This window comes from Shewanella electrodiphila, assembly GCF_023283985.1.
Taxonomy (GTDB): domain Bacteria; phylum Pseudomonadota; class Gammaproteobacteria; order Enterobacterales; family Shewanellaceae; genus Shewanella; species Shewanella electrodiphila.
In genome coordinates, this window is sequence record NZ_JAKIKU010000007.1 from 96,005 (window position 1) to 116,613 (window position 20,609).

The following is a 20,609-nucleotide window of genomic DNA, read 5'->3' on the forward strand; positions in this document are numbered from 1 at the left end:
GCCCATAGGATAACACTTTGATTGCACTGTGAGACATTTGGACATTTAATAGACGCACACAAATACCCTAGATTAATAAAAAAGAGAACCGGTATGAAGGCTATTACCCTCGCAGCGACGCTGCTTTGTTTTTCCCCCCTATTGGCGACAACCTCAGTTTTAGCGGAAGACGACACTAACAACACTCGCTCATCATCTATGGCTGAACACAGTCGTAAAATCGCTGTTGATGAAACCGTGGTGACAGAACATAAAACGAAAGTGAATGGTAATAGTTTTTCCTATACCGCCACGGTAGGTACGCAACCAGTATGGAATGAAAATGGCGATGCGGTGGCAACCCTTAACTACACCTATTACCAGCGTGAAAATGTGCGTAACACAGCGAAACGCCCTTTATTGATTTCATTTAATGGTGGACCAGGTTCTGCATCGGTATGGATGGATATTGGTTACACAGGCCCGCGTGCGATTAATGTTGATGAAGAAGGTTATCCGTTGCAACCATACGGGGTAAAAGCGAACCCTCATTCAATTCTTGATATTGCTGACATCGTTTACGTAAACCCAGTTAACACTGGTTACTCAAGAGTACTGCCCAATAAAGATGGCGAGATGCCAAGCAAAGATGAACAACAAAAAATGTTTTTTGGTGTGAATGCTGACATTAAGTATTTGGCTGAATGGCTAAATACGTTTGTGAGTCGCAATGAACGTTGGCGCTCACCTAAATACCTTATTGGCGAAAGCTACGGTACAACTCGTGTCTCTGGTTTGGCATTAGAGTTACAAGACCGTCAATGGATGTATCTTAACGGTGTCGTTTTAGTGTCACCGACAGACATAGGTATTGAGCGTAAAGGGCCTGTTAAATCGGCTAATCGCCTACCGTATTTTGCGGCGGCGGCTTGGTATCACAAGGCCTTGTCTGCAGAATTACAAAATGCTGATTTAACCGAGTTTCTCCCAGAAGTTGAAGCGTTTACGATTAATGAATATATTCCTGCATTAGCCATGGGTGGCTTTATCGCGCCTGATCACAAGCAGAAAATAGCTGAAAAAGTGGCTTATTTTTCAGGCTTGAGTGTGGATGAAGTACTTAAATCTAACCTTGATGTATCGACACGCTTTTTTTGGAAGGCGTTACTTCGAGAGCGTGGCCAAACGGTAGGTCGTTTAGATTCGCGTTACCTGGGTATTGATAAGCAAGATGTGGGTGACAGCCCTGATTACAATGCGGAGTTAACCTCATGGTTGCACTCGTTTACCCCAGCGATTAATGCTTACATGCGTGAAGAGTTAAATTATAAAACGGATATCAAGTATTACATGTTAGGTAATGTACACCCTTGGGATCGTACCAATAATAAAACCGGCGAAAACTTACGTCAGGCAATGGCGCAAAACCCATACTTAAATGTGATGGTGCAAGCTGGTTATTATGATGGTGCGACCAATTATTTTGATGCCAAATACAGCATGTGGCAACTTGACCCAAGCAGTAAAATGAAAGACCGTTTAAGCTTTAAAGGCTACCGTAGCGGTCATATGATGTACTTGCGTTCAGAAGACTTAAAGCAATCTAATCAAGATTTACGTGAGTTTATTGAAGCGACTATGCCAAAAGAAAATGAGGCTGCAAAATATTAACTGCTTATGTCTGCTAACAGATTGTCGAACTTATTGAGCAATTAACAATTAACAATTAGCAATTAGCAAGCAAGCAAGTAATTAAGTGATAATGATAAAGGAGCTTCGGCTCCTTTTTTATCTATCAAATCAGCCTATTTAGTAATATTATTCAATGTATTAGTGACCTAATTTTTCACCTAGTGCTTGATCTAGTTCTTGTTGAATATATTGCATCAATAAGCATAAAAAATAATAAATTGGAATGTAAAATGAGAGTGAGCATATTATCTGCGGTGTCGTTGCCTATCATTCTGGCTATGCCAATGTTGGCACAAGCTAAATCGGTTATCACTAAAACGGCTATAACTAAAACGCCAATGGCGAGTGAAGTTTTGTGTGACGCTGAAAACATCACCCCGATTTATCAGATCCAAGGTACTGGCTCTACTAGTCCATTTGTTACTGCGCAAAGCAATGAATCCGTTAAGGAAGTCACCACCACAGGTGTAGTCACAGCTAGAGCGGAAAGATTATATAAAGGCTTCTTTATTCAAGATCCACTAGGTGATGGTTCACCTTTGACATCTGACGGTATTTTTGTCCATTGGGGCGCTTCTGCGCCAGCTGAAATCGTCCCAGGAATGGAAATCTGCGTAACAGGTAAAGTACAAGAATACTCAGGTTTTACCCAAATCAATCTTGAGCCCCAGCAAAAATATAAACTCGGTAATCAAGTTGGTGAGATAGCCGCAACTCCATTGCAGGTAAAAGAGGGTCAAAGCTTAGCTCAAGCCCTTGAACGATTTGAAGGCATGAAGGTGGTGTTAACCGCTGAGAGTGACATGACAGTTACACGTTCATTCAGTCTTGATTATGACTCGTATCGCAACAATATGGTGTTATCCCATCAAGCGCCATTAATGAAAGCCACTCAGGTTTATGCGCCTTTATCTACTGAGGCGATAGCACTAAATAAAGCCAATATCAGTAATCAGCTGGTGGTTGAATCAGACTATAAAGCTGACCATGGCAAGGTACCGTACTTTCCAAGTTTTAATGCCGAGAATGGTTATATTCGCATCGGCGATACATTGATCAATATTGAAGGGGTCATCGGCTATAGCTACGACAAATATCGCTTTATGCCAATCAACGAAATCAGTGCCAGTGACTTTGTGCGCAATCAGGATCGCAGCGCTGCGCCAGCGATAGCGAATCAAGGTGATTTACGTGTAGCCAGTTTTAACGTGCTGAACTTCTTTAACAGCCCATTTGGCGGTGATGCTAATCCATTAGGTCACAATCGCGGCGCCAAGATAGAGTCAGAAATGCTGCTGCAACGAACAAAAATCATTAATGCGATGGCGGCAATGAATGCTGACATTATTGGCTTAATGGAAGTTGAAAATAATGGTTTTGGTGAGTTAAGTGCAATTCAAAACTTAGTCACTGCGCTAAATGACAAACAGCCTACTGAACTTGCTTATCAATTTGTCGAAGTGACTGACAACAATGGCTTGGTTGGCAGTGATGCCATCGCTGTCGGCATATTATATCGACCTGCTGTGGTCACTTTAGATGGCCTAGCAAAGGTTATCGCTACGCCAGAGCAACACGTGGAAGAGGGCGTTGTTTCACGTATTAAAGATGGCGTAAAAGAGTTGAATCCAGCTTACAAAAAATATCAGCGCCACAGTTTGATGCAAGGTTTTAGGCTTAATGATCAAAAACTGACTATTGTAGTTAACCATTTTAAATCTAAAGGCTCAGGCTGTTTAGAAGATTGGTTAAGCTTTAATGAAGATTCAGAACCTGAGGATTTACAGGGAAAGTGTAATGCGTTTCGTGTTTCCGCCGCCAAGGTGATTGGTGAGTCGATAATAGACTTAGACGGAGATGTGCTGGTTATCGGCGATTTGAATGCCTATGGCAAAGAAGATCCATTAGCCGTGTTAACTGACTATGATGCCAATCGTAGTGAACGTGTTATCAGTACTGCATCACACACTCGCTTAAATGGCCTAGATCATGAAGCCCAAGGGTTGGTGATTGATAAAGGGTTCGGGTTAATTAATTTAAATACCCAAGCACATGGCCCTGAGACTTACTCGTACAGTTATCGTGGTGAATTGGGCAACTTAGACCACGCCTTAGGTAATTTAAGCTTAGCAGCGCGGTTAGTGGCGATTGAAGATTGGCATATTAATGCCGTTGAATCGAGCTTGTTTGAATACAGCAGTAAATATACTGGAGAGTTGGCTAAGTCTGACAATGCTTACTCTTCCTCTGATCACGATCCAGTGCTCATCGCGCTGTCATACCCTGAGGCGCAAGCATCTAATGTGGCAGTGATTAAAGATAAGGCTGCTGGCGCGAGTTTAAGCTTTTTAGGTTTATTATTGTTATCCGCATTAGGGTTTGGCCGTAAGAGCAGGCGGCTCACTGTTTAATGAGCATGATAGCTTAACAACAGGCGTGACTTGTATTTGATTTTATTGAATAGATAAATTGGTTTTATTGGATAGATTGATTCATCAATACCAACAAAAAAGGAGCCTATTGGCTCCTTTTTTTAGCTGCAAATATTAAGTTGCTGATTGAGTGTCAATGGCAATTCTTGAACGCTTAGCCGCTGTTTTTTGTTTGCGGCGACTCCAAAATAAATATAAGCCAGTAAAACCAAGAAAAACTGGCATTAAACCGACAATACACCAGATAATTCTAGTGAGTAATCCACCAAAATAGCCAAAGTGAAGCTTACGAAAGCTGTCTAAAAACACCATCAGAAAACCCGCTTCGCGTATATCTTGTTTACTCAACAATTCGCCTGTGGTCTTGTCAAATTTAACTACACTCGAGTATTCACTGTTTAATGGGTTACTTGTCTCGACGGCACCATAAAATGAAATATCTCTATCGGGTTCATGGGGCATGGCTAAATAGCCCGCCTGATAAGTTGGGATCTCTTGGCTGCTTTGCTGCCTGAGCGACTCAAACGAAATATCAGGGCTATGGAGTGGCGCAGTAATATAAACATGGCCGCCGTCACCATGGTCATTGATTTCATGCAATATGCCGGCAATATTCCAGTAGCCGCCAGTGAATGCCATGATAAGTAAAATAGGTGAGCTTAAAATGCCAATGAATTTATGGATATCACTGAATAAAATTCGTCTTACTGCATTAAAGCGCATAGTGAATATTTTAGCCCAGAAACGACGGTATAAAATAATGCCGCTTATGCCTAAAAATAACATCAGTAGCGCAGCAAAAAATCCCACCCATGCGCCTTTTACGTGCAATAGAAACGAGTAATGTAACTCTAATAACCAGTCAGTAATATAGTGATCCATGGCTTGTGGCTGAGATAATAGTTCACCAGAATACTGGTTAATATAGACTTTCCCCCAATCTTCAGTGCCGCGTTTTATCACGTAGGCGGCGTCAGAACGTTGCTTATCATCGAACAGCTCCCATCCTCCTAATTCGTATTCAGGGTTAGCCGTTAAGGTGGTTTGCATCAAGGTATCTAAGCTGACACGCTCGCTTGTACTCTCAGCGTCAACCACCATATGGGCTGGTCGCAGCAAGCTATCTATTTCGACTTTAAAAACCAAAATGCTGCCAGTTATTGAAATGATCAATAACGGCAGCATGGCGATAAGCGCTCCGTAGGAGTGCCATTTGAATAATGTTTTTCTCATAATTTACTCTAAGAGGTTAATAACACTTTTAGTCCATCCTAAATAAGCAAAGCCTCCTTGCTAAATGAGCAAGGAGGCTTTGAATAGGGTTATAACTTCCAGGTTAGCGTGGCACTGTAATTAGCTGGTGCACCATAAAAGCCTTGAGCCCAGTACAAACTAGTAATGTACTTTTCGTCAGTCACATTGTTGGCATTTACTGTCAATTGAATATCATCAGTAAATTGATACTTAGCCATTAAATCAACGATGGCATAGGCTTCTTGCTCGGTAACAATTTCTTGCCCTGCATTGTCAAAACCATCAGCCACGATGCCTTGCTTACGAGAAGTATCATCTTGCCAGCGCATGTTCATACCGATAAAGAAGCCTTCGATATTTTGGAACTCATAGGTCGCTGCAAGTTTTAACAGTTTTTCTGGTGTGTAATCAGCAACAACGTCATCGCCTTTAATGTCAAAGTCGGTGTAACCAATACTGGCTTGAAGCCCTGTATACAATTCACCTGCAAATTCAATTTCGAAACCTTTACTGTTAATGCCGTCAGCACCGATATAGCGGTGTTGATCAGGTGGCAGTAATATTGTTGATTGATCTAATGTGGCTAAGTTGGTTTGCTCAACATCAAAATAGGCCAAACTGGCAATCAGGTTGCCGTCAAATAGCTCACTTTTAATGCCGATTTCTTTGCTTTCACCGGTGACAGGGTCGAGCATCTGATCGTTTATATCTAGCTCTTTTTGTGCAAGGAAGGTTTCGGTGTAACTTGCGTAAGCAATGATTTCAGGTCTAAAGCGATACACCATGCCTAGGTAAGGAATAAACTCGCTTGCATCCGTTTCTTGGTCAACGCTGTAGGCTTCGCCGTTCGCTTCCCAAGTGTTATAACGTCCACCTGCAATAACATGCATGTCTTCGAATAGGTTAAAGCGTCCGGTAAAGTATGCCGCCTGTTGTTTGGTGCGTACGTCACTGCCCGTTAGGCCGTCATTGAAGGTTGGTTTAGGTGTATTGCCATCCCAGTCATTTAAGTCGGGCATAGCAGGGAAACCATTACCTGTGGTGTAGTCGTATAACGAGCTATCGTTGTATGTTAGTTCAGCATGGTTAATACCAACCACTAACTGATGGTTACGGCCAAATAGATCAAAATTACCATCTACGTATAAGTCTGCTAAATCAGTAGTTTCATCCAAGTCATATTCACTGCCATAACCCGTTAAACCTAACCCGGTATTTTTGTCAGGGGTGCCATAAACATAGAATAATTCGGTATCTTCATCGGTCACTTTATGTGAGTAAGTTCCGCGTAAACGCCAATCATCATTAAAGTAATGGCTTATCTCAAAAACAGTATTATTCTTTTCTACTTGCCAGTTAGACCAATCAGCAGAGGTGTTGGTCGAACGGTCATAATTGGTTGGGCTACCATCAGTATAATAAAGCGGTAAAGCTCCCCAGTTATTGCCTGTAGCGTCATTGTCTATATAGCTGTGACTTAACGAGATAGTCGTGCTATCGGTAAGCTCAGCCTCGATGAAGGCATACAAGACATTTTTGTCTTGTTCGTAACGATCAAGGTAAGAATCTTGTTTATGTTTAACAGCGACTGCACGGGCTGAAACCTTATCAGTAATCGCCACAGAACCGTCAAGTTCGAGACGGGCATTGTTATCACTGCCATAGGTGCCAGAGATAAGGAGTTGATCTTCAACAGTTGGGCGCTTGCGAATAAAGTTAACAGTAGCTGAAGGATTACCTACCCCAGTCATTAAGCCATTTGCACCACGGATAACTTCAATTCGGTCATAAATAGCGGTATCTTCGTCGGCGTGATTGTTACCTGAGGTTAATGGTAGACCGATGCCGTCAATTTGAAAGTTTGTCACATCAAAACCGCGAGCAGTATAATATGTGCGGTCTGTTTCGATACGCTCTACGTTAATGCCCGTGGCGGTATCTAGTACTGAGTTGATGTCAGTTAACTGAAAGTCTTTCATTTGAGCTTCAGTAATAACAGATACTGATTGAGGAATATCGGTAATTGCTAGATCCAATCTAGATGCACCGCTTGCAGAGTGAGCGTTGTAACCTTGAATGTAACGTCCTGTCACTTCAATTACTTCTAAGTCATCATTAACAGCGGTGTCTTCTTTTGGTTCTTGATCCGCTGCAGAGGCGTATTGTATGACACTAAAAGCGCATAATAGAGATAAGTAAATCGGGCTAAGTTTCATATTTTTATCATCTTAACTGCTGTGTAAGCTCAATGCTTACTGATTGAAAGTGTTGTTTTGGGATGTATTTTTTTCGAGACAGATGATATAGAAAAGTTAATATAAGTTAAATGAAAATCATTATCATTTACAATTGATTGGTTTTGTAAAGATTTTGAAAATATTTCATTACTATATTGACGTATTATTTTCACTATGGCACTTGAGGAAGATCTGTTGTAGTTGGTGATTGCTATAGTGCAACTGCAGCTAATTTATTCTGATGTCAGAATGGTATTTAGAAAGTCAGTAAGAGAGTTTTATTAATGAAAACAGTAAGTGCACAGATGTTGAAAAAGCGTATTGATAGCATCGATATAATGCGTGGCATCGTCATGTTGATTATGTTGCTTGATCATGTGAGAGAGCGTTTTTTCTTCCATGAGCAAGTCACCGATCCCATGACACTTGATAGCACCAGTACAGGATTGTTTATCAGTCGTTTTGCCGCCCACTTTTGTGCGCCAACTTTTGTGTTTTTAACCGGGGTCTCCGCCTGGTTATATAGTCATCCGCAATTTGGCCCAGAGCGTTCTGCGAGATCTTTTTTAATCAAGCGTGGCCTGTTTATCATAGCATTAGAGTGCACCGTGATTACGTTTCAGTGGATGGGAAATTACGACATGATTTGGCTACAAGTCATGTGGGCAATTGGTATCAGTATGCTTGCGCTGGCGTTACTTATAGGCTTACCAAGATTTTGGCTTGGGGTCATTGGTTTGGTGATTGTGTTTGGACACAATGCTCTGACACCAATTAGCTTTGCGCCAGGTGAGTGGGGTTATACCATTTGGGCAATATTGCATGATCGCGGTAATATTTTTACCAGTGATTTTGTCGGTATTCGAGCCAGTTATCCAGTGCTGCCTTGGATTGGGGTTATCTTGTTAGGTTATGTTATTGCACCAATTTACGCTGCGAGTTTTGATGATGTTAAACGCCATAAGATTTTAATTGGTTTAGGTCTGGTTAGTTTTGCGTTATTTGCGATTTTACGTGGTTTTAATATTTATGGAGAGACTTTAGATTGGCAGCAAGGTGATAGTGTAATTATGACCTTAAAGTCGATATTTAATCTGACTAAGTATCCTCCATCTCTTGGTTTTTTATTGGTTACCATTGGCGGCACACTTTTGTGCTTAAGCATGCTTGAAAAGGTCAAACCTCAATACGGTAAGGTGTTATCCACATTTGGATCTGCACCGATGTTCTTCTATATTGTGCACCTGTATTTGTTACTGTTTATGTACCGATTTGCCGTCAATGTTATTGGCCCTAATTATGGCGAATTATATGGCTTTACCCATATAGGTTGGGTGTGGGTTGTAACAATCGTTTTAGCCGTGTTGCTTTACTATCCAACTAAACGTTTTAGTCAGTATAAACATCAGAGTAAACAGGCTTGGATTAAGTATTTATAAACTGTGTTTAACGGATACAAAAAAGGCGCCTTGTGGCGCCTTGTTCAAATTTATCATGCTTGTTTATACTTAATTATCTTGCTGTACTACACGATTAAATCGTAGTTTTCACGCAGGACTTTAATGATATCTTCTTTCGGGTTTTCAGGAAGGTTAATGCTGCTGCCTGTGACCTTTTCTGCAACGCCCGTATAAGTGCGCGACACATTCATCATCGCTTCAAGGGGTAAGTCATTATCACGGGCTAGTGCTTCACGTTCAGGCATTCTGTCTTTGTTTAACAAAATATCAGCATCGTCAAAATGATTGAGTAAGAATTGGCGGAAACCTTCTTTGGAGTTTTCAACAATTTTGCCATCACGGTAGGCTGCGCCATCCCAAATACGTGAAGAGTCAGGAGTACCGACTTCATCCATGTATATCAGCTTTGAGTTACCATCTTTGTCATCGACATAGCCAAATTCAAATTTGGTATCGACAAACATTTGGTCGTGGCCACTTAATGCGTCGGAAATAACCTTAAAACCTTCTTTAAGCAGCTTTTCATATAAGTCGATGTCCGAGGCTTTCTCGAAACCAAATGCTTCAACATTGGCTTCTATATCACTACGGCTGATATTAACGTCATCTTGCTCTGGAACACCAGGAATGCCGGTTAAGATCCCTTTAGTTGAAGGAGTTATGAGTAATTCAGGTAATTTTTGATCTTTCTCAAGGCCTTCTGGCAAAGTGATGCCGCAAAACTCACGTTCACCTTTTGCGTAAGCTCGCCACATTGAACCAGTAATGTATTGACGACAAATTGCTTCGACTTTAATTGGACGTGCTTTTTGAACAATCCAAACAAATGGATGCGGAATATCTAAGATATGGCTATCAGCTAAACCATTTTCTGCAAACAGTTTAAACCAATGATTGGAGATTGCATTTAGCGCCGCGCCTTTTCCAGGAATACCCTGCAAATTGCCTTCACCATGGAAAATGCAATCGAAAGCGGAAATGCGGTCACTGATCACCATGATAGCTAACGGCGTATCAGCTGGGACATTGTAGCCTTTATCGCGGATCAGGCGGCTGCTATCAGCCTCTGTGAGCCAATAAACACTGCGGACTTTACCGCTATGTACCGGTTTATCGGTACGGATAGGCAAATCATTATTAATGGCAAGAACTGAATCAGCAAGACTCATGACCAGTGTTCCTTAGAAGTTAGATGTAGGGGCTACCCTTGGTGACAAAGGATTTAGCAATTTTATGGCGGCTATTTTACCTGTATTAAGTGAGATTTCCATGCTTATCAGGTGGCTAAACTCTTAATCCTGTATAGCGAATACTGAGCCTAATATTTAAACGTTTAATGGGTTTATTAGTCTGCAACAATCAGGCAATATGTTGCCAAATTAAAGCCATTAAAATCGAGATTTTCAATCTAGTGAGCCATACTCGTATAGGATTCATCTTTGTTTCTGTTGCCGTGATTTTTTGGGGGATATTACCCATAGCCTTAAAGCTATCGGGTGGTTTTATCGATCCTGTTACACTAACTTGGTTTCGATTCTTAGTGGCGTTTGTGGTGACGCTGTTATTGCAGTGGCGGTTTGGGGCATTAAGACAATTTATAGGATTAACTCAAGGCGATTGGCTACGATTGTCGGCTGCGGGTATTTTATTAATGTGTAATTACACATCTTTTGTGTATTCACTGGATTATTTGTCACCAGGAACCGCTCAGCTTAACTTTCAAACGGCACCATTTTATCTGGCATTTGGTGGCGCCTTATTCTTTAAAGAACGCTTAACTGCTGTGCAGCTTAGTTGCTTCGCGACCTTAGCTCTTGGAGTGTTATTATTTTTCCACCCAAGCTTAGATACGTCGGCGAGCAACGCCAGCCAGATAGGTTTTGGCGTGCTAATAGTGCAATTTTCAGTCTTATCTTGGACAAGTTATGCGCTGCTACAAAAGTCATTAATTACTAAGCTATCACCCAATAATGTGCTGTTATTCATTTATGGTTTGGGCATTGCGCTCATGGCACCTTTTAGTCAATTTGAGCATTTCGAGCTGATGAGTACTAACGACTGGATTATCGTGTGCTTTTGCGCGGCAAATACCTTAATTGCTTATGGCTGTTTTGGGCAGGCGATGAAGTATTGGCCAACGGCTCAGGTCAGTGCGATGCTCGCATTAACCCCTGTGTTGAGCTTTGTTGCCAATGCGATTGTGGTGAAAGTAGGCTGGTGGCCACAAGTGTTTAGCGCAGATATTCTTGATGGCTGGTCATTATTGGGTATCGGATTGATAATTGGTTCAGTGTTTGCGGTACAAATTTGGCCTGTATATCAAAACAAACGTGCGTATAAGCATCAAGAGTAAAAGTCGTCAAAGTATGATGAGGTCGTGTTGATCTTTACTGGTTGAGTTTTTGTTCGAGATAAAACAGATTAAGCGCGGCGAATGAATTGCCGCCTCGCATCTAAGCAAAATTCGCTGCTCAAATAACCTTGAAACAGCAACATGCCCTAGAAACGATAGCTAATGCTGACAGCTGCAAAGTTGGCGGTACTGGGTTGATTGTTATATTGCTCAGTGCCTCGAATGGTTGAAAAAACTAGCCCCCAGTCTTTCCAGTTGAGCATAAATCCCATATTGAGCATGGCTTGTTCATGGGTCAGTTCTACAGAATGGCTATCTTTAAACGTGTTGCCATCAATGGTGATGTCATTTAATACATAGCGGCCATAAAAGGTCACAAAGAATTGCCAACTCAATCGGTCAGCACTTTTGACGATATAGCCATTATTACTTCTTGAGGCTGCTGGCGCGATATAGGCATAGCTCTGATTAAGAATATTACCAATACGGAAAGTTAAACCTGCACCCGCATGGCTCATCAAATTACCTATAGAAGCATCACCATGTAGGACACTATCAAATTCCACATTCTCTGAAATTGGTGTATATGCCCACTGATAGAGTCGCTGTGCTTGAATACGAAAAACGGCTTCATTACTGAGTTGGTTATCCCAACCTAAGGGCTCTTTAGCATCGATAATTTTATGCACTTGTTTCTGAGTTTGTTCTGCTAAAGAGGCTGGACCCACGACACCTAAAGTGATGCTTAAATTGTCGCCAATGCCATCAGCATAACTACGTAAGTTCGATTGCCAAAGCAGGGTGCCAGCGTAGGGCCTGTCGGCTTCGATTAAGGTATCGACTTGTAAATCATCAGGCGTATACATCCGCTGAGAGACGCTGTAGCTAACCTGATACTGCCTATTGTTACCCTGATTTAAATAGCTCCAACCATAAAGCGTTTCTAGCCACCCAGGTAAGTCTATATCGTCATAATCATTTACGACCGCTTTTCCCCAGCTCCAATCAAGACCATTACTGTAACCGTTGTCACTGGTATCAATTAAACCAAAGGCATCATTCTCAAACGTAAATTGGACCCAATCGTTATTAGATTCATTCGCTAAAGTAGACTGACTAATTAGCGATAAAAAGCAGAGGAAGTAAAACGTGAGTTTGCTTGCGGTTGTTAGCATAGATGAGTGAACTGTATCAATAAGTATCAACGAGTACAGAGTATAGCAATAGGCATAAAAAAATGGAGCCTAGGCTCCATTTTTATACGCTTTCAGTTCAACAGATTGTTGATACTGTGATCAATTACTCGCTATCACGTGGCTTACGTGGACGGTCATTACGAGGGCGATCACCGCGAGGACGGTCACCACGAGGACGATCACCACGAGGGCGGTCATTACGTGGACGACGTGGACGGTCGCTTTGCTCAGGGAAAGGCGTATCACCCGCTTCGCGGATGTTAAGTGGCTTGCCACATACACGTACTTTACGTAAATGAGTCAGCACATCTTTTGGCATACCGTCTGGTAAGTCAATTGAAGTCACTTGATCAAATAATTGAATCTGACCAATGAATTGGCTGTCGATGTTAGCTTCGTTAGCGATAGCGCCAACAATGTTACCTACACCAACACCATTGTCGCGACCTACTTCGATTACGTAACGACACATCTTAACGTCAGGCTTATCTTTTAAGCCTTCTGCGCTACCAAAGCTTGTAGGCAATGGACGGCCACCGCGTGAATCACGACGAGGACGCTCACGACCATTGTCACGATCTCTGCCACTGTCACGAGAATCACGTTGACGCTCTTGAATAGCTGGAAGCTGTAAAGGACGCTCAGATTGAACTTGTTGTAATAATGCAGCAGCAAGCAAATCAGTGTCGATTTCTAGTTGTTGACATAATTCTGCAACAGCGTTCTTCATGAAATCTAAGTCGCCATTAATGGTTTCTTGGATTTGCTCGCCTAAACGAGATAAACGACGCTCAGCAACAGTTTCAGGGCTAGGTACTTTCATTGGCGAAATACGGCTTGAAGTCGCACGCTCAATGGTACGTAACATGCGCATTTCGCGATTTGTTACGAAAAGAATTGCCATACCTGTACGACCAGCACGACCTGTACGGCCAATACGGTGAACATAAGCTTCTGAATCATATGGGATATCGTAGTTTACTACGTGGCCAATACGCTCAACGTCAAGACCACGAGCCGCAACGTCAGTAGCAATAAGGATATCTAACTTGCCACGTTTAAGCTGTTCAACAGCACGCTCACGGGCTTGTTGGTTCATGTCACCGTGTAATGGTGATGAAGCGTAGCCACGAGCTTCTAGTTTTTCAGCTAATTCAACACAGCTGTTACGAGTACGAACGAAGATGATAATACCTTCAGTATTTTCAACTTCTAATACACGTACTAACGCTTCAAGTTTGTTATGTTGAGATACTTGAACAAAACGTTGATCAATAGACTCAACGGTAGAGTTAGTCGTAGAGATACTGATGTGAACAGGATCTGATAAATGCTTGTTAGCAACGCGCTTGATTTGCTCTGGCATAGTCGCAGAGAAAAGAGCAAGTTGGCTGTCAGCAGGCTTATGTTCTAATACCCATTCGATATCGTCAATAAAGCCCATTTTTAACATTTCATCAGCTTCATCAAGCACTAATGCTTTTAATGAATCTAATTTTAATGTGCCACGACGCATGTGGTCCATTACACGACCAGGCGTACCAACAACAACTTGTGGGCCACGACGTAGCGCACTTAATTGTTGATGCATGCTTTGACCACCATAAATAGGTAGTACATGGAAGCCTTTCATGTGTTTAGCGTAGCTACCAAATGCTTCTGCAACCTGAACTGCAAGTTCACGAGTTGGCGCAAGCACTAGGATTTGAGGAGCATTCAGTTTTTGGTCAACACTGTTAAGTAAAGGCAGTGCGAAAGCACCTGTTTTACCAGTACCAGTTTGAGCTTGACCTAAAATATCTTTACCTGCCATTAGCGGGTCGATACTTGCTGACTGAATTGGAGTTGGTTTTTCGTAACCTAGATCGTCAAGGGCACGAAGCAAATTCTCGGATAAACCAAGTTCGCGGAAAGTTCTTTCATCGGATGACATTGAGTTGTAGCCTTGTGGGTATGCACGAAATTTGTATCATTCGCGCTAAAGTTTCACAGACAGAAAATCAACCCCGTGTCGATTTCCCGCGTCAAAGGGGCGATATTATAGCAAGCTTTCACCCATTTGACTATATATTTTCAATAAGTTTTTAAAATTGGCCTGATTATTGAAAAGCAATTTGCTGCTTATTCACTGAGACTAATTCAAATGCCGTTTCAGTGACCGCTGCTAAAAAACCAATATTAATCGTATCAATGGTATCGTTAATCGTATGGTATTGTTTATGAGTCGGTACCCCTAAATACAGCCAAGGTATGCCCATTTTGTGAAACGGATAATGATCCGAAGCACGCAGCCAATCAATCTTCACCATGCTGCCGTTTTTCATTCTTGAACGGCTCTGCCGAATACATAATTGATTATAGTCTTGGAGTTGAGTTTTAAGCTGACTAAATTCAGATAAATTTTTCTCACCTTCTATATAAATTGCATGAGGCCTAGAAGGATTGCCGATCATATCGAGATTTAACGACATTTCCAGTTGCATATCAGGTGTTGAAGTTAATTGCTCAACTAGTGCATAAGAACCATATAAACCGGGTTCTTCAGCATCGGTGGCGACAATCATTAGATTGATATTGTCATTCTCTTGCTGTTGCCATTGCTCTGCGATTGCTAGCATCGCAGCGACGCCTGAGGCGTTGTCATCAGCGCCAGCAAACACCTTATTTCCTTTTTTACCTAAGTGATCATAATGCGCGGTAATCACGCGCCAGCGTTGGGAGTTGTTGCTGGCTTCTATGGTCGCAATTAAGTTGATGCCTTGTTTATCTGAAAAATTAGACCGGTAGTTAAAAGGCACCTCAAATTCATCTTGCCATGGTGTGAGGTTTAGCTCAGTAAAGCGCTGTTTAATGTACTCGCGACTGAGGTCGGCACCATATGTCCCGGTTTTTCTTCCTTCAAATTTAGGGCTACTTAATACGCGAATATCTTCAAGCAGCTGGCTTTGGTTGCTCCAGTGATTAACGGGTGAATTGCCACAGTTTTGCGACGCACAGCCAGATAAGAATAAACACAACAACAGAACCGATAAAGCGTGAGCATTAAATGAAGAGATTGCAGACGAGAACGTTTGATTAACTAACTGAGAATGTAGAGCTTGTCCATGGCGAACAAGCTCATTATTTTTGCCAACGCTTGGACTTAAAGGCTTTAAGCTAAGTGCGTTTAAACTTAATGTCTTTAAATTTAATGCCTTTAAGCTTAGCCCCTTTAAAATTAGTGCCTTTAAAATTAGCGCCTTTAACTGAAATTCCATTTCATATCCATTGGTTAGTCTTCCATAAAGTTTAACTTTAACTACATTACCTTTTAATCGGATTTTTTATTTCCAGGTTTGGCTACAGGTTTTTTAGTGACCTTTTTAGCCGCTGCCTTGTTAGCTTTAGCCGATGTTAACGCAGGCATCTTCTCTAACAATGGCTTCAAGAAGTGCGCCGTGTGCGACTCAGTATTTTGAGCAACATCTTCAGGCGTACCACTCACTAGGATCATGCCGCCGCCAGAACCACCTTCAGGACCTAAATCGACAATCCAGTCTGCGGTTTTAATCACATCTAAGTTGTGTTCAATCACCACAATAGTATTACCTTTTGCCTTTAATCTATGTAATACATCAAGCAATAATTGGATATCGGCAAAGTGTAAACCTGTAGTGGGTTCATCGAGAATATATAAGGTTTTGCCTGTATCTCGCTTAGACAACTCTTTAGATAATTTCACTCGCTGAGCTTCACCACCCGATAATGTCGTCGCGCTTTGGCCTAAGCAAATATAAGATAAACCAACATCAACAAGCGTTTGCAGCTTACGAGCGATTGCAGGGATTGGATCGAAGAAGACGCGGGCTTCTTCAATGGTCATTTGTAACACTTCATGAATGTTTTTACCTTTGTATTTCACATCTAAGGTTTCGCGGTTATAGCGCTTGCCTTTACATGAATCACAGGGAACATACACATCTGGTAAAAAGTGCATTTCGACTTTAATTAAGCCATCACCCTGACAAGCTTCACAGCGACCGCCTTTAACGTTAAACGAGAAACGACCTGGCAAGTAACCACGGCTTCGAGATTCTTGTGTGGCAGCAAAAAGCTCACGGATCGGCGTAAATATACCTGTATAAGTGGCAGGGTTTGAACGTGGAGTACGGCCAATTGGGCTTTGATCAATATCGACAACCTTGTCGCATTGCTCCATACCTTTAATGCTTTTATGGGCAGCGGGTTCATCGACTGTCGCACCATTTAGCATACGGTGAGCGATTTTATAAAAAGTATCATTAATCAGTGTGGATTTACCTGAACCAGAAACACCAGTGACACAGGTGAATAAACCAATCGGAATGGTTAAGTCGACATTTTTCAAGTTGTTACCTGTAGCGCCAAATAACTCAATAACCTTTTTCGGATCCATTGGTGTGCGCTGCTCACCGACGTGGATTTGTTTTTTACCGGAAATGTATTGACCAGTAATCGACTCTTCACACTCAATAATATCTTTCAAGCCACCAGAGCAAATAACTTCTCCGCCGTGTACGCCAGCACCTGGGCCAATATCAATCACATGATCAGCCATGCGAATCGCATCTTCATCGTGCTCGACCACGATAACCGTGTTACCTAAATCACGAAGGTGGATAAGGGTTTGGAGTAAACGCTCGTTATCGCGCTGATGTAGGCCAATTGATGGCTCATCAAGGACGTACATTACACCCACAAGGCCGGCACCAATTTGACTGGCTAAACGGATACGTTGGGCTTCACCACCAGATAAGGTATCTGCCGAGCGATCTAAACTAAGATAATTAAGCCCGACATTGACTAAGAATCCGAGTCTATCACCCACTTCTTTAAGAATTTTTTCTGCTATTTGCGCTTTTTGACCAGTGAAATGGATGTCTTTGAAGTAACCCAATGCTTCGCCAATGGACCATTCGGTTAATTGCGGCAAGGTTAAATCGCCAATGAACACATTACGGGCTTCTTCACGCAGGCGTGAACCGCCACAGCTTTTACACGATTGAGTATTAATGAATTTAGACAGTTCATCGCGCACTGAATTGCTTTCAGTTTCACGATAGCGGCGATCCATATTATTCAATATGCCTTCGAAGGGATGATTACGAATAACCACATCACCACGGTCGTTAATGTATTTAAAGGCAATGCTCTGTTTGCCTGAGCCATGCAGAACAATTTTTTGGACTTTATCTGTAAGCTGCTGAAACGGCGTTTCGACATCAAACTTATAATGTTCAGCCAATGAGCTGAGCATTTGGAAATAATAGAAATTACGCTTGTCCCAGCCACGAATAGCGCCGCCAGCTAGCGATAACTCGCCATTAGTGATCACGCGGTCAGCATCAAAGTACTGTTGTACACCTAATCCATCACAAGTTTGACAGGCACCGGCAGGATTGTTGAACGAGAAAATACGTGGCTCAAGTTCAGCCATAGAGTAGCCACAATGGGGACAAGCAAAATTAGCAGAGAATACAATCTCTTCAGCTTCGCCTGCCATGTCAGCAACAACAGCAATACCGCCAGACATTTCTAGTGTGGTTTCAAATGACTCAGCTAAACGTTGTTTAAGATCATCACGCACTTTGAATCTGTCGACGACCACTTCGATGGTGTGTTTAACATGTAAATCTAGGGTTGGTGGATCGGATAAGTCACATACATCACCATCAATACGTGCACGGACATAGCCTTGTGCGGCTAGGCTTTCTAGTAACTTTACGTGTTCACCTTTACGGGCTTTAACCACTGGGGCTAATAACATCTGCCGACTACCTTCTGGTAGCTCGAGCACCTTATCCACCATCTGGCTGACGGTTTGTGCCGCTAATGGTTGGCCGTGAGTCGGGCATCGAGGTTCACCAACGCGGGCAAACAGTAAACGCAGATAATCATAAATTTCAGTGATGGTGCCCACGGTTGAACGTGGGTTATGTGAAGTGGATTTTTGCTCAATTGAAATCGCAGGGCTTAAGCCTTCAATATGGTCGACATCTGGCTTTTCCATCAAACTTAAAAATTGACGTGCATAAGCAGATAGTGATTCAACATATCGACGTTGTCCTTCAGCATATAAAGTGTCGAAGGCTAATGATGATTTGCCTGAACCTGACAATCCCGTAATGACAATCAGTTTGTCCCGTGGAATTTTTAGGTCAAAGTTTTTTAAGTTGTGGGTTCGTGCACCACGAATTTCAATGGTATCCATTCTTCACTCTGATGTTGTACTCGCTCGCCGATAAAGCTGAATATCTTGGCAAACAAGTTAAGGCATTTGATTTGTGATTAGATTTTATTCTGTATTTATACAGTATTTCATACAGTATTGTACAGTGCTAAATTGTTAGTTCATTTGGTTGTTTTGTTAGCTAAAGTCGAATATTAATGAACTGCGATGTAAGACACATTATAACCTGTTTGTTTAACTTCATTAGCAAATACGATAAACAGTTGTACCTTGGTTCATTATTCCTTTTGAGCTAAATTAGGACGCTGTGATAATATGCGCAACTCAAAATTTTTTACAGATACAAAATTAAGGGCAACTGAATGGCCAAAAATGGACTCTCCGGCATTGAGAAAAAGGTCGCATTTTCGTTAGCTAGTGTATTCGGCTTACGCATGATGGGCTTGTTTATGATCATGCCCGTGTTTGCGCTTTACGGCCAACACTTGGAAGGATTCTCGCCATTATGGGTCGGTATAGCCATTGGTGCTTACGGATTAACACAAGCCTGTTTACAGATCCCAATGGGTATGTTGTCTGATAAATATGGCCGTAAACCGATTATTCTGGGCGGCTTAGTCATTTTTGCTATCGGCAGTATTGTCGCCGGCATGTCTGATCATATTTACGGTGTGGTGTTTGGGCGTGCATTACAAGGAATGGGCGCCATTGCCGCTGCTGTTTTAGCTTTGGCTGCTGACTTAACTCGTGATGAGCAGCGCACTAAAGTGATGGCGATTATCGGAATGTGTATTGGTTTTTCATTTGCGCTGTCGTTATTAGCCGGGCCAATTGTCGCGCAATATGCAGGTCTTGAAGGCTTGTTCTTTTTAACCGCGATTTTAGCTGTATTGGGCATGGTTATTGTACAGGTGTTGGTGCCGAATCCTGTATCACAAGCGCCTAAGGGCGATACTGTCGCGACGCCAACCAAACTAAAACGCATGTTGATGGATCCACAATTGTTCCGTCTTGATGCGGGTATCTTTATTCTGCATTTAGTCTTAACTGCGGTGTTTGTAGCTTTACCACTAGACTTGGTTGACGCTGGTTTAGTGAAAGAAAAACATTGGATGTTGTATTTCCCTGCATTCATCGGCGCTTTCTTCTTAATGGTGCCGTTAATTATCATCGGCGTTAAGCGTAATAACACCAAAACCATGTTCCAAATATCATTGATGATTATGATGGTATCACTGGCAGCAATGGGCATTTATGCCGATAACTTGTGGGTATTAAGTGGCGCAGTCGTGCTGTTTTTCACCGGCTTTAATTATTTAGAAGCCTCGTTACCTAGCCTTATTGCTAAGTTTTGCCCTATGGGGGATAAAGGTTCTGCCATGGGCGTTTATTCTACCAGTCAGTTCCTCGGTGCATTTTGCGGTGGTATGTTAGGCGGTGGCGCTTATCAACTTGTTGGCGCTTCAGGGGTGTTTTTTGTCGCATTAGCATTGATGTTTGTTTGGTTATTATTGACCATTGGCATGGAAAAACCTGTGCTTCTTAAAAGCTATACGCTTGAAGCTGAAGCGAAAGATAGAAATCATGCGCAAGATATGGCAACTCAGTTGTCACAACTATCTGGGGTTGCCGAAGCCATTGTGGTGATTGAAGAGAAAGCAGCTTATTTAAAAGTAGATGATCAATTCGATTTAAGAGAAGCGCGAGCTGTGTTAGGCTCTGTCAGCTAAGAATTAAATTCGTGTTTTTGTGGCTCAACTGATGCTTCAGTGAGCATAAAAATGACATAATTGATTCA

Annotated in this window: 13 protein-coding genes; 5 read left to right on the forward strand and 8 right to left on the reverse strand. The window is 42.1% G+C overall.

Annotation, left to right across the window (positions count from 1 at the left end):
• Window positions 1–198 precede the first annotated feature (198 nt).
• Both L2737_RS13820 and L2737_RS13825 read left to right on the forward strand, forming a co-directional pair.
• A complete protein-coding gene (locus tag L2737_RS13820) occupies window positions 199–1,650 on the forward strand; it encodes a S10 family peptidase (RefSeq protein ID WP_229369844.1) in 1,452 nt (483 codons plus the stop codon).
• A gap of 251 nt (window positions 1,651–1,901) precedes the next feature.
• Window positions 1,902–4,082: an ExeM/NucH family extracellular endonuclease gene (locus L2737_RS13825; protein ID WP_248956083.1), complete on the forward strand. Its 2,181-nt coding sequence runs from the start codon at window positions 1,902–1,904 to the stop codon at window positions 4,080–4,082.
• Window positions 4,083–4,217: 135 nt separating this feature from the next.
• Here the strand turns inward: L2737_RS13825 and L2737_RS13830 are convergent, their stop codons facing one another.
• Together L2737_RS13830 and L2737_RS13835 are read right to left on the reverse strand one after the other, a co-directional pair.
• Window positions 4,218–5,336 (reverse strand): PepSY-associated TM helix domain-containing protein, encoded by a 1,119-nt coding sequence (locus tag L2737_RS13830; RefSeq protein ID WP_229369802.1) that lies wholly within the window; start codon window positions 5,334–5,336, stop codon window positions 4,218–4,220.
• 89 nt (window positions 5,337–5,425) lie between these two features.
• Complete coding sequence (locus L2737_RS13835; RefSeq protein ID WP_248956084.1) at window positions 5,426–7,573, reverse strand: TonB-dependent siderophore receptor; 2,148 nt, start codon at window positions 7,571–7,573, stop codon at window positions 5,426–5,428.
• Between the two features lie 305 nt (window positions 7,574–7,878).
• Between L2737_RS13835 and L2737_RS13840 the strand changes: the two genes are divergently transcribed.
• Entirely contained in the window at window positions 7,879–9,033 is a 1,155-nt protein-coding gene (locus L2737_RS13840) for an acetyltransferase domain-containing protein (protein ID WP_102527470.1), read from the forward strand.
• 86 nt (window positions 9,034–9,119) lie between these two features.
• Here the strand turns inward: L2737_RS13840 and L2737_RS13845 are convergent, their stop codons facing one another.
• On the reverse strand, window positions 9,120–10,223 hold the full coding sequence (locus tag L2737_RS13845; RefSeq protein WP_229369812.1) for a phosphoribosylaminoimidazolesuccinocarboxamide synthase: 1,104 nt from the start codon (window positions 10,221–10,223) through the stop codon (window positions 9,120–9,122).
• Window positions 10,224–10,465: 242 nt separating this feature from the next.
• Here L2737_RS13845 and L2737_RS13850 point away from each other — a divergent pair, with 242 nt between their 5' ends.
• Window positions 10,466–11,407, forward strand: coding sequence for a DMT family transporter (locus L2737_RS13850; RefSeq protein WP_248956085.1), 942 nt, complete (start codon window positions 10,466–10,468; stop codon window positions 11,405–11,407).
• Between the two features lie 146 nt (window positions 11,408–11,553).
• Here the strand turns inward: L2737_RS13850 and L2737_RS13855 are convergent, their stop codons facing one another.
• The 5 genes from L2737_RS13855 to uvrA form a co-directional block, all read right to left on the reverse strand.
• Complete coding sequence (locus tag L2737_RS13855) at window positions 11,554–12,582, reverse strand: lipid A deacylase LpxR family protein (protein ID WP_248956086.1); 1,029 nt, start codon at window positions 12,580–12,582, stop codon at window positions 11,554–11,556.
• Window positions 12,583–12,706: 124 nt separating this feature from the next.
• Entirely contained in the window at window positions 12,707–14,536 is a 1,830-nt protein-coding gene (locus tag L2737_RS13860; protein ID WP_229369818.1) for a DEAD/DEAH box helicase, read from the reverse strand.
• Between the two features lie 166 nt (window positions 14,537–14,702).
• Window positions 14,703–15,623, reverse strand: a complete 921-nt coding sequence (locus L2737_RS13865) for a M20/M25/M40 family metallo-hydrolase (RefSeq protein ID WP_428848391.1) — start codon at window positions 15,621–15,623, stop codon at window positions 14,703–14,705.
• Window positions 15,624–15,759: 136 nt separating this feature from the next.
• Entirely contained in the window at window positions 15,760–15,855 is a 96-nt protein-coding gene (locus L2737_RS22510; RefSeq protein ID WP_428848392.1) for a pentapeptide repeat-containing protein, read from the reverse strand.
• A 58-nt stretch (window positions 15,856–15,913) separates the two neighbouring features.
• Window positions 15,914–18,832: an excinuclease ABC subunit UvrA gene (gene uvrA / locus L2737_RS13870; RefSeq protein WP_248956088.1), complete on the reverse strand. Its 2,919-nt coding sequence runs from the start codon at window positions 18,830–18,832 to the stop codon at window positions 15,914–15,916.
• A 341-nt stretch (window positions 18,833–19,173) separates the two neighbouring features.
• On the opposite strand from uvrA, the gene L2737_RS13875 reads away from it, so the two are divergent.
• Window positions 19,174–20,541, forward strand: a complete 1,368-nt coding sequence (locus L2737_RS13875; protein WP_248956089.1) for an MFS transporter — start codon at window positions 19,174–19,176, stop codon at window positions 20,539–20,541.
• The last annotated feature ends 68 nt before the right edge of the window (window positions 20,542–20,609 follow it).

What these genes read in the sequence shown, in the direction of transcription:
- L2737_RS13820 (WP_229369844.1), top strand. Translation starts at nt 199, where the DNA reads ATGGCTGAACACAGTCGTAAAATCGCTGTTGATGAAACCGTGGTGACA.
- L2737_RS13830 (WP_229369802.1), bottom strand. Translation starts at nt 5,336, where the DNA reads ATGAGAAAAACATTATTCAAATGGCACTCCTACGGAGCGCTTATCGCC.
- uvrA (WP_248956088.1), bottom strand. Translation starts at nt 18,832, where the DNA reads ATGGATACCATTGAAATTCGTGGTGCACGAACCCACAACTTAAAAAAC.
- L2737_RS13825 (WP_248956083.1), top strand. Translation starts at nt 1,902, where the DNA reads ATGAGAGTGAGCATATTATCTGCGGTGTCGTTGCCTATCATTCTGGCT.
- L2737_RS13860 (WP_229369818.1), bottom strand. Translation starts at nt 14,536, where the DNA reads ATGTCATCCGATGAAAGAACTTTCCGCGAACTTGGTTTATCCGAGAAT.
- L2737_RS13840 (WP_102527470.1), top strand. Translation starts at nt 7,879, where the DNA reads ATGAAAACAGTAAGTGCACAGATGTTGAAAAAGCGTATTGATAGCATC.
- L2737_RS13875 (WP_248956089.1), top strand. Translation starts at nt 19,174, where the DNA reads ATGGCCAAAAATGGACTCTCCGGCATTGAGAAAAAGGTCGCATTTTCG.
- L2737_RS13835 (WP_248956084.1), bottom strand. Translation starts at nt 7,573, where the DNA reads ATGAAACTTAGCCCGATTTACTTATCTCTATTATGCGCTTTTAGTGTC.
- L2737_RS13845 (WP_229369812.1), bottom strand. Translation starts at nt 10,223, where the DNA reads ATGAGTCTTGCTGATTCAGTTCTTGCCATTAATAATGATTTGCCTATC.
- L2737_RS13855 (WP_248956086.1), bottom strand. Translation starts at nt 12,582, where the DNA reads ATGCTAACAACCGCAAGCAAACTCACGTTTTACTTCCTCTGCTTTTTA.